This is a genomic window from Burkholderia sp. Se-20373, assembly GCF_017104705.1.
In the GTDB taxonomy this organism is placed as follows: Bacteria; Pseudomonadota; Gammaproteobacteria; order Burkholderiales; family Burkholderiaceae; genus Burkholderia.
Window position 1 is genome coordinate 1 of sequence record NZ_JAAGPH010000222.1, and the last position, 8,502, is coordinate 8,502.

General features: G+C 68.9%; 6 protein-coding genes. 2 read left to right on the plus strand and 4 right to left on the minus strand.

The genetic code is table 11. The features are described 5' to 3' along the window. Positions 1 to 94 (plus strand): IS3 family transposase (locus G3N96_RS36145; protein ID WP_200037567.1); only part of this gene is annotated, 94 nt, incomplete at its 5' end. A gap of 80 nt (positions 95 to 174) precedes the next feature. On the opposite strand, the gene aroG is transcribed toward G3N96_RS36145, so the two are convergent. Continuing rightward, positions 175 to 1,248, minus strand: coding sequence for a 3-deoxy-7-phosphoheptulonate synthase AroG (gene aroG, locus G3N96_RS36150; RefSeq protein WP_089424547.1), 1,074 nt, complete (start codon positions 1,246 to 1,248; stop codon positions 175 to 177). Between aroG and G3N96_RS36155 the strand changes: the two genes are divergently transcribed. Beyond that, positions 1,247 to 1,540, plus strand: coding sequence for a hypothetical protein (locus tag G3N96_RS36155; RefSeq protein ID WP_206140168.1), 294 nt, complete (start codon positions 1,247 to 1,249; stop codon positions 1,538 to 1,540). The genes aroG and G3N96_RS36155 overlap by 2 nt on opposite strands. Before the next feature lie 110 nt (positions 1,541 to 1,650). On the opposite strand, the gene tldD is transcribed toward G3N96_RS36155, so the two are convergent. From tldD to G3N96_RS36170, 3 genes are all read right to left on the minus strand, one after another. Beyond that, positions 1,651 to 3,117: a metalloprotease TldD gene (gene tldD, locus G3N96_RS36160; RefSeq protein ID WP_039361365.1), complete on the minus strand. Its 1,467-nt coding sequence runs from the start codon at positions 3,115 to 3,117 to the stop codon at positions 1,651 to 1,653. Positions 3,118 to 3,202: 85 nt separating this feature from the next. Further along, entirely contained in the window at positions 3,203 to 4,030 is an 828-nt protein-coding gene (locus G3N96_RS36165; protein WP_124576541.1) for a carbon-nitrogen hydrolase family protein, read from the minus strand. A 63-nt stretch (positions 4,031 to 4,093) separates the two neighbouring features. Beyond that, positions 4,094 to 8,293: a YhdP family protein gene (locus G3N96_RS36170; protein ID WP_206140170.1), complete on the minus strand. Its 4,200-nt coding sequence runs from the start codon at positions 8,291 to 8,293 to the stop codon at positions 4,094 to 4,096. Positions 8,294 to 8,502 lie beyond the last annotated feature (209 nt).

The window sequence follows — 8,502 nt, forward strand, 5'->3', positions numbered from 1 at the left end:
GCGCTACATCCATTACTACAATCACGAACGAATCAAGCTCAAACTGAAAGGACTGAGTCCCGTGCAATACAGAACTCAGTCCTTGGGCGCCTAGCCTTTAACCGTCCAACTTCGTGGGGTCAGTTCATGCGAGCCGGGCTTTTTTTATCGACGAAGCGGCTGCGGACCGTGCGATCAGTTCCCGCTGCCGCGCGTGACGCGGCGCGCCTTCACCGATTCCGCGAGGCCTTCGAGCACCTTCACGCTGTCGTCCCACGCGATGCACGCGTCGGTGATGCTTTGGCCGTAGGTCAGCTCGCAGCCCTCCTTCAGGTCTTGACGCCCCTCGACGAGGTGCGACTCGATCATCACGCCGACGATGCGGGCGTCGCCGGCCGCGATCTGGCGGCCGATGTCGGCGCAGACGGGGATCTGGTTCTCGTGCTTCTTCGAGCTGTTCGCGTGGCTCGCGTCGATCATCAGGCGCGCGGCGAGGCCGGCCTTGCCGATGTCCGCGCACGCGGCGTTCACGCTGTCCGCGTCGTAGTTCGGCGCCTTGCCGCCGCGCAGGATCACGTGGCAGTCCTCGTTGCCCGCCGTCGACACGATCGCCGAATGGCCACCCTTCGTCACCGACAGGAAATGGTGCGGCTGCGAGGCGGCCTTGATCGCATCGACCGCGATCTTGACGTTGCCGTCGGTGCCGTTCTTGAAGCCGACCGGGCACGACAGCCCCGACGCGAGTTCGCGGTGCACCTGCGATTCCGTCGTGCGCGCACCGATCGCGCCCCACGAGATCAGGTCGGCGATGTACTGCGGGCTGATCATGTCGAGGTATTCGGTCGCGGCCGGCAGCCCCATCTCGTTGATCTGCAGCAGCAGCTCGCGCGCGGTGCGCAGCCCTTCGTTGATCTTGAAGCTGTTGTCGAGGTGCGGATCGTTGATGAGGCCCTTCCAGCCCACCGTCGTGCGCGGCTTCTCGAAGTACACGCGCATCACGATTTCCAGTTCGCCCTTGAAGCGCTCGCGCTCCTTCACCAGCCGGCCCGCGTACTCGATCGCCGCCTTCGTGTCATGGATCGAGCACGGCCCGATCACGACGATCAGCCGGTCGTCCATCCCGTGCAGGATGCGGTGCATCGACTGGCGCGAGTTGTAGATCAGCTCGGACGCGGCTTCGGAGCACGCGAATTCGCGGATCAGGTGGGCGGGCGGCGTCAGTTCCTTGAGTTCGCGAATGCGGACGTCGTCGGTGTTGTGCGGGGGCATGCTGTTTCTCCTTGGTTCCGGGCGCGGTTCGGTCAATGCGAGTGCGCGTGCGGCAGATTCATCAATTCAAGCAATTCAGTGGTGTCGGTCGGGGCCGCGGGACCGCTGCGGCGGCGACCGGGTGGCGAAGGGCGAAAAAAAACCGCCGGGTTCGCCGGCGGTTTTTTCGGGAATTTCGGTTGCGCTTTACGCGCCATCAACCCTCTCGATCCGCCAGCGGTCTGAGATACCAAAAAAAGTAAAAATAAAACTTGGCGGACATGACGGAGATTCGGTTCGTCAAAAAAGTTGATTCGGAATTTATACCCCGTCGCCGGTCGGCTGGCAACCAGGAGACGTCGAAAATGCGGATATTCCGCGCATTTTCTTCAAAATGCGCGGAATGTCTGCGCCGCGATGCGGTTATGCCGTACCGCCGACCGTCATCCGGTCGATCCGCAGGGTCGGCTGGCCGACGCCGACCGGCACGCTCTGGCCTTCCTTGCCGCACACGCCGACACCCGAGTCGAGCGACATGTCGTTGCCGATCATGCTGACGTCCTTCAGCGATTCGGGGCCGCTGCCGATCAGCGTCGCGCCCTTCACCGGGTAGGTGATCTTGCCGTTCTCGATCATGTACGCCTCGGACGCCGAGAACACGAACTTGCCGTTCGTGATGTCGACCTGGCCGCCGCCGAAGTTCACCGCGTACAGGCCGTTCTTCACCGACGCGATGATTTCCTGCGGATCCTTGTCGCCATTCAGCATGTACGTGTTCGTCATGCGCGGCATCGGCAGCGCCGCGTACGACTCGCGGCGCGCGTTGCCGGTAACCGGCATCTTCATCAGGCGCGCGTTCAGCGTGTCCTGGATGTAGCCCTTCAGGATGCCGTCCTCGATCAGCGTCGTGCACTGCGTCGGGTTGCCTTCGTCGTCGATGTTCAGCGAGCCGCGGCGGTTCGGCAGCGTGCCGTCGTCGACGACGGTCACGCCCTTCGCGGCGACTCGCTCGCCGATCCGGCCCGCGAATGCCGACGAGCCCTTGCGGTTGAAGTCGCCCTCGAGGCCGTGGCCGATCGCCTCGTGCAGCAGCACGCCCGGCCAGCCCGGCCCGAGCACGACCGTCATCGCGCCGGCCGGCGCGGGGCGGGCGTCGAGGTTCACGAGCGCCGCATGCACGGCGTCGTCGACGTAGCGCGACAGCACGTCGTCGGTGAAGTAGCCGTAGTCGAAGCGGCCGCCGCCGCCGCCGGAGCCGATCTCGCGGCGGCCGTTCTGCTCGGCGATCACCGTGACCGACACGCGCACGAGCGGGCGGATGTCGGCCGCGAGCGCACCGTCGCTGCGGGCGACCAGCACGACGTCGTATTCGCCGGCGAGGCCTGCCATCACCTGCGTGATGCGCGGGTCGCGGCCGCGTGCCATCTGCTCGATGCGCTCGAGCAGCTTGACCTTGGCCGTCGCGTCGAGCGACGCGAGCGGATCGGACGGCAGGTACAGGTCGCGGCCCGAGATGCCCTTCAGCGACGATGCCGCCTTGATCTTCTGGCGGCCGCCGCCGGCCGCCGCGATTGCCTTGGTGGCGGCAGCGGCTTGCGCGATCGCTTCCGGCGACAGGTCGTCGGAATATGCGAACGCGGTGCGGTCGCCCGCGACCGCGCGCACGCCGACGCCCTGGTCGATGCTGAAGCTGCCCGATTTGACGATGCCTTCCTCGAGGCTCCACGCTTCGCTGCGGGTCGCCTGGAAGTACAGGTCCGCGTAGTCGACGCGATGCGTGAAGATGTCGGCGATCGTGCGCGTGAGCAGGCTTTCGTCGAGGCCGTACGGCGTGAGCAGGATGTCCTTCGCCAGCGCGAGGTTGCGGATGCCGGGTTCGATGATGTTCATGCGGATATCGGGGTTTCTCAAAAAGTTGTCGGGTGCTTCTGGGCAGATGGGTTGGCCGCGCGGCGTTTCAAGCGGCGCGGCGGATTCAGGTCAGCACGCGGTGCCGCCACGCGGGCAGGCTCTGGCGCACGTCGGCGATGCGCTGCGGATCGATCGCGCCGAGCACGACGCTGGCGCCCACGTCGCGGACCGCGACGATCTCGCCCCACGGGTCGATCAGCATGCTGTGGCCCCAGGTGCGCCGGCCGTTCTCGTGCTTGCCGCCTTGCGCGGCCGCGAGCACGTAGCACTGGTTCTCGACGGCCCGCGCGCGCAGCAGCGTTTCCCAGTGCGCGCGGCCCGTCGTATACGTAAACGCCGACGGTACGACGATCAGCGTGCAGTCGCCCATCCTGCGATACAGCTCCGGAAAGCGGAGATCGTAACAGACCGACAGGCCGACCCGCCCGAACGGCGCATCGAACGCGACGACCGTATCGCCCGCGCGGATCGTGCGCGCCTCGTCGAACGACTCGTCGCCTTTCTCGAAGTTGAACAGGTGGATCTTGTCGTAGCGCGCGGCTTCGTTGCCGGACGGATCGAACACGAGCGTCGTGTTGAGCACGCGATCGGGTTCCGGCGCCTTCAGCGGCAGCGTGCCGCCGATCACCCAGACGCCGTGGCGACGCGCGGTGTCCGCGAGGAAGCGCTGGATCGGGCCGTCCTGGTAGGGTTCGGCGAGCGCGAGCTTGTCGGTGTCGCGGTGGCCCATGAAGCAGAAATACTCGGGCAGCAGCACGAGCTGCGCGCCTTCGCCGGCCGCTTCCGCGATCAGGCGGCGGGCTTCGGCGAGATTGCGCGCGACGTCCGGCGTGCTCACCATCTGCAGCGCGGCGACCTGGAAGGGCGTGGCGGAACGGGTCTGGTCGGTCATCGCAGGATCGGTTGCGTCATAAATGGGGTGCGGCCCGGCACCGTGCGCGATTCGACACGCGGCTCAATGACTCGCCGCATCGGCCGGACCGTGATTCATCTTACCCTGATCGCCCCGCACCCGCTCGATGTGCGGGTGCGCCCACGAGCCGGTGATCGCGTAGTCGAGCGCGAACGCGTGCGACAGCGTCTCCGACAGCGCGTAGTTCGCGGCCAGCACGCCGACGCCGAGCAGCGGGTTGATGATGGCCGCCCCGATCGCGGCGGCGCCGGCGCTGATCTTCGGCGCGACGTGCGCATGCAGGTCCTGCGTCTCGGCGCCGAGATCGACCGCGCCGCGCACGGCGACGTTCGCGGGCCCCGTCATCATCGAGAAGTCGTCGGTGCGGGCGATCCCGTTCGAGATCTGGCCGGTGCCGGTGATCTTGTCGAACGGCAGCCCCTTGCCGATCACGTCGCGGAAATTCAGCGTCAGGAAGCGCGCGAGGCTCTGCAGGCTCAGCACGCCGAGCAGCTTCGCCGCGCCCGGGTCGACCTTCAGGATCTGGCCGTGTTCGAGATCGATCGCGATCTGGCCGCCGAGCGACGGGAAGTCGAGCCCGGTGGGGCCGCCGCGCCAGCCGACCTTGCCCGTGACCGAGCCGTGGCCGTCCGCCAGCGTGCGCGGCAGGCCGACGCGGTCGAGCAGCGCGCCCGCGTTGCCGATGTCGAGCTTGAAGTCGAACACGGTGCGGCGCGGTGCGTCGCTCTCGTCGGCGCCGCGGGCGAGCGCGCGGCGCGACGTGCGCCAGTTGCCGGTCGCCGTCAGCTTCGCGTCCGGGTTCGACAGCTCCAGCTTGTCGAGCTGCCAGACCGGCGTGCCGGCTTCGTCGATATTGCGCGCGTTGACGACGAGGCGGCCGATGTCGTGGTTGCGCGCGACAACCTGGTCGACGATCAGGTCGATGGACGGCATCGGGCGGTCGGTCGGCGTCGGCAGGTTCATCGCGCGGCCGACGAGATCGTGCTGTGCGCTGTCCGGGATCACGAGCTTCGCGAGCCGCGCGTTCAACACGCCCGCGCCGTTGTGGCCGCCGCCCGGCGCCCACGACAGGTAGCCCGACACCTGGTTCGACGCGATGTTCGCCTGCCACAGCTCGTCGACGTGCGACGCGCCGACGATCACGTTTTCCCAGTTGCGCTTGAGCAGCTTCAGCGTGCCGAAGTGGAGCGCGAAACGCTTCGGCGCGAAGCTCGCGAAATCGACGCGCGGCGCGGCCTGCGGCTCCGGTGCGCGCGGCGTGTCGGACTTCAGCGTATGGGCCAGCGCGAGCCACGCGTCGGCGTCCAGTTCGTTGACGTCGACGGCTGCGCTCACGCCGTCCTGCGGCATGTCGGGCATCCGGTGGATGCCCATCGCGCCGCGCACCGCGCGCAGCGGCTGGCCGCGCGTCGCGTCGAGCAGGTAGGTCGCGGACACGGGGCCGAGCGTCAGGTCGGCGTGCTCGAGGCGCTTGCCGTCCGTCTGCGGCGCCGGCTGCAGCGTGAAGCTGAACGGCATCGGCGTGCCGGCCGCCTTCGCGAACGGCGCGGGGAAATTCAGCGCGACGCCGGTCAGGTCGGAATGCGCGCTGATGTCGGGCAGGCGGCCCGGCGCGCCGCGCACGGCGACCTTGTACGGTGCGTCGCCGACCACGTGCTCGAGCAGCGCGGCGGCCGGGCCGTGCAGGTTCAGGCCGCGCGCGGCGTCGAGTGCGAGCCGGCCGTCGACGTCCACCGTGTACGGCCCGTGCGACTGGAAGTTGCCGTTCGCGCGCACTGGGCCGCCGAGAAAGCGTCCTGAGAGTTCGTGCAGCGACGCGCCGGCCTCGGTGAACCGGACACTGCCGCGCAGTGCGGACAGCGGCGGCACGCCGCTGGTCGTCAGCGTGTTGCCGCCGAATGCGAGCGCGCCTTCGACGTGCGTGTGCGGATGCGCGACGTGCTGCGGAATCGTGATCTTGAGCCCGAGCGACGCGGGCCCCTGCGCATCGATCCGCTGGCCGATGTGCCCGCTCATCGTGCCGAGCGAGCTGTTGTCCGCGTAGTCGATCAGGTCGGCGAGCGGACCCTGCGCATGGCCGTCGATGATGAGCGGCGAGTGGGTCGGATTGCCGAGATCGTCGATGCGGCCGGCGACCTTCGTCAGCGCGACGCGCTTGTAGTGTGCGCGGTGGATGTCGAAGCGCAGCTTGTTCTGCGCGAGTTCGAACACGCCGTCGATCCCGTCGAGCGCCGGCCAGACGCTCGGCGTGCCGTTCGCGAGCTTGCGCGGCGGGTACGGCGTCGGTTCGAAGCGGCCGCCGGTGAACGGCGCGACGATGTGGAACACGCCGGCGTCCGGCTCGTGTTCGAACGGGAATTTCTCGAGCGGGCCACGGGCGACGATCGACGCGCCCTTGGTCACCTGGCCGTCCTGCAGCGCGTGGCCGAGATAGTCGCGCAGGTGTTCGGACATCCCGGTCGGCAGGTAGCGCGGGATGCGCGCCACCGACGCGCGGGCGAAATCGGCGCGCAGGTCGAGCGAGCCGCGGCCGTGGCCGGGGTTCGCGTACGAGCCCGACACCGCGATTTCGGCATCGGGATTCGACACGAGCAGGTCGGGCAGCGATACGTCGACGCGCGCGTGTTTCTCGCCGGGCGCGGGCGTGATCGTCCATTTCGCATTGCCGCGCAGCCGGTCGAACGTCAGGCGCGGCTCGTCGAATTCGCCGGGCACCGTGACGGCCGCGTTGACCGTGTCGAAATGCGCGGAGCCGCCCGTCTCGTTCGCGTCGACGCGGCCCCACAGGTTCTCGACACCCGGCCAGCCGGCGCGCGGGTGGCCGCGCGGCGAGAGCCCGGGGGGCGGCTCCTGCGCGGCGAAGCTGATGCCTTGCAGGTCGCCGAGGAAGCGGTAGCGCACGATCGGCGCGGCGCCCGTGCGCCGCTCCTCGTCGGCGAGGTCCGCGTGCGCGGGTTTCGCGCGCTCGACCTCGATGTGATAGTTCGACACCATCCCGCGCGGGTCGATCTTGATCAGCTCGTTGCGCAGGCGGGCCGGCAGCGGCAGCCCGCGGATGAATTCGCTGAGGATGCCGAGATCGACGCGGTCGCCGACGACGCTCAACAACTGCCCCTGGTTCGCGGTCGGCACGCGGTAGCGGGCCGTCAGCGTCGACAGCGCGAGCGAGCGGGCGAGCGGCGTGCCATCCGGCAGCGGCGGCTGGCCGAGCTCCGCGTTGAAGCGCGTCAGGTGCAGCGTGTAGTCGTGGCCGGCGTCGAGCTGCATGTCCCAGCCGAAACCGACCGTCGGCACGTCGAGCCGCGGCTGCGTCGGGCGCACGCGCAGCGCGACGTCCGCGCCCTGCAGGTCGCCGCCCGCCGAATGCAGGTGGCCGTCGCTGAAGGTGGCCCAGATCGCGTTGTCGATCCGGCCCGCGTGGATCGTGAGCGGCATGTCGAGGTAGCGCGCCAGCGTCTGCAGGTCGACCGGGCCCGTCGACAGGTACGCGTCGCCCGTCCAGTTCGACGGCTTGCCGACCGGTGCGAGCGGCTTGTGCTTGAAGCGCGCACGGAAGTCGAGCGGGCCGAGCAGCAGCGTGCCGTTCGCGGGCGCCTGCAGCGCGGCCTTGTGCACGCGGCCGGCATTGAGCACCGCGAGCCGGATGCCCGACAGCACGAGCTCCGGCGCGTCATGCTGCGCGTCGCGCCAGCGCAGCGTGCCGCCGCGCAGCACGATCGCCTCCTGTTTCAGCAGCCACGTGCCGAACGTGTCGTTGCCGCCGTGGGTGGTCGCCACGCCGACGCCCGCGATGCTCAGCGAGCCGTCGGCCGCCCGCGCGACGACCAGGTCGGGCTGGTCGACGATCAGGCTCGACAGCGCGGGCGACAGCCGCAGCAGCGACATCCACGACAGCGCGGCCGTCGCATGCGGCACCGACAGCGCGACCTTGCCGTCATGGCCGCGGATCGTCAGGTTCGTGAGTTCGACGCCCGGCTGCATGCCGGACCAGTTCGGGGAAAGCTTGCCGATTGAAAGCTGCGCGTGGAGCTTGTCGGACACCGCGCGCTCGATACGCGGGCGGAATTCGTCGATGCGGGGCAGCAGGACGTAGCGCAACCCGAGGAAGGCGCCGGACGCGACGAAGTAGGTGCCGATCCCGACTGCCAGCGTCACCCTGAACACGCGACGCAAGACCGGATGATCGTGCTTCGGAGGTCCCGCTTCGGGCGCAGCTACGGCGGATTCCTGACGGTCGGACATGCGGCGGACGGGCGGCGATATGGTAGTTTTGCAGACTGACGTTGAAATGTATCACACGGGTTCGTGCCGGGCGCCGTTGCGGCAGCGCGGCACGGGCTTTCCGGCGCGCGGTTTCGCGACGGGCGCACCCGCCCCGCGACGCCGCGCCGAGTCCATGGAGCCGGTCGGGAGCGGGGCGCGCGTGCGTTTCCCGTGCCGGCCGGCCGTTC

Bases quoted from the DNA above. Each gene is read 5' to 3' on its own strand.
- G3N96_RS36155 (WP_206140168.1), top strand. From the start codon at position 1,247: ATGCTGTTTCTCCTTGGTTCCGGGCGCGGTTCGGTCAATGCGAGTGCG.
- aroG (WP_089424547.1), bottom strand. From the start codon at position 1,248: ATGCCCCCGCACAACACCGACGACGTCCGCATTCGCGAACTCAAGGAA.
- G3N96_RS36170 (WP_206140170.1), bottom strand. From the start codon at position 8,293: ATGTCCGACCGTCAGGAATCCGCCGTAGCTGCGCCCGAAGCGGGACCT.
- tldD (WP_039361365.1), bottom strand. From the start codon at position 3,117: ATGAACATCATCGAACCCGGCATCCGCAACCTCGCGCTGGCGAAGGAC.
- G3N96_RS36165 (WP_124576541.1), bottom strand. From the start codon at position 4,030: ATGACCGACCAGACCCGTTCCGCCACGCCCTTCCAGGTCGCCGCGCTG.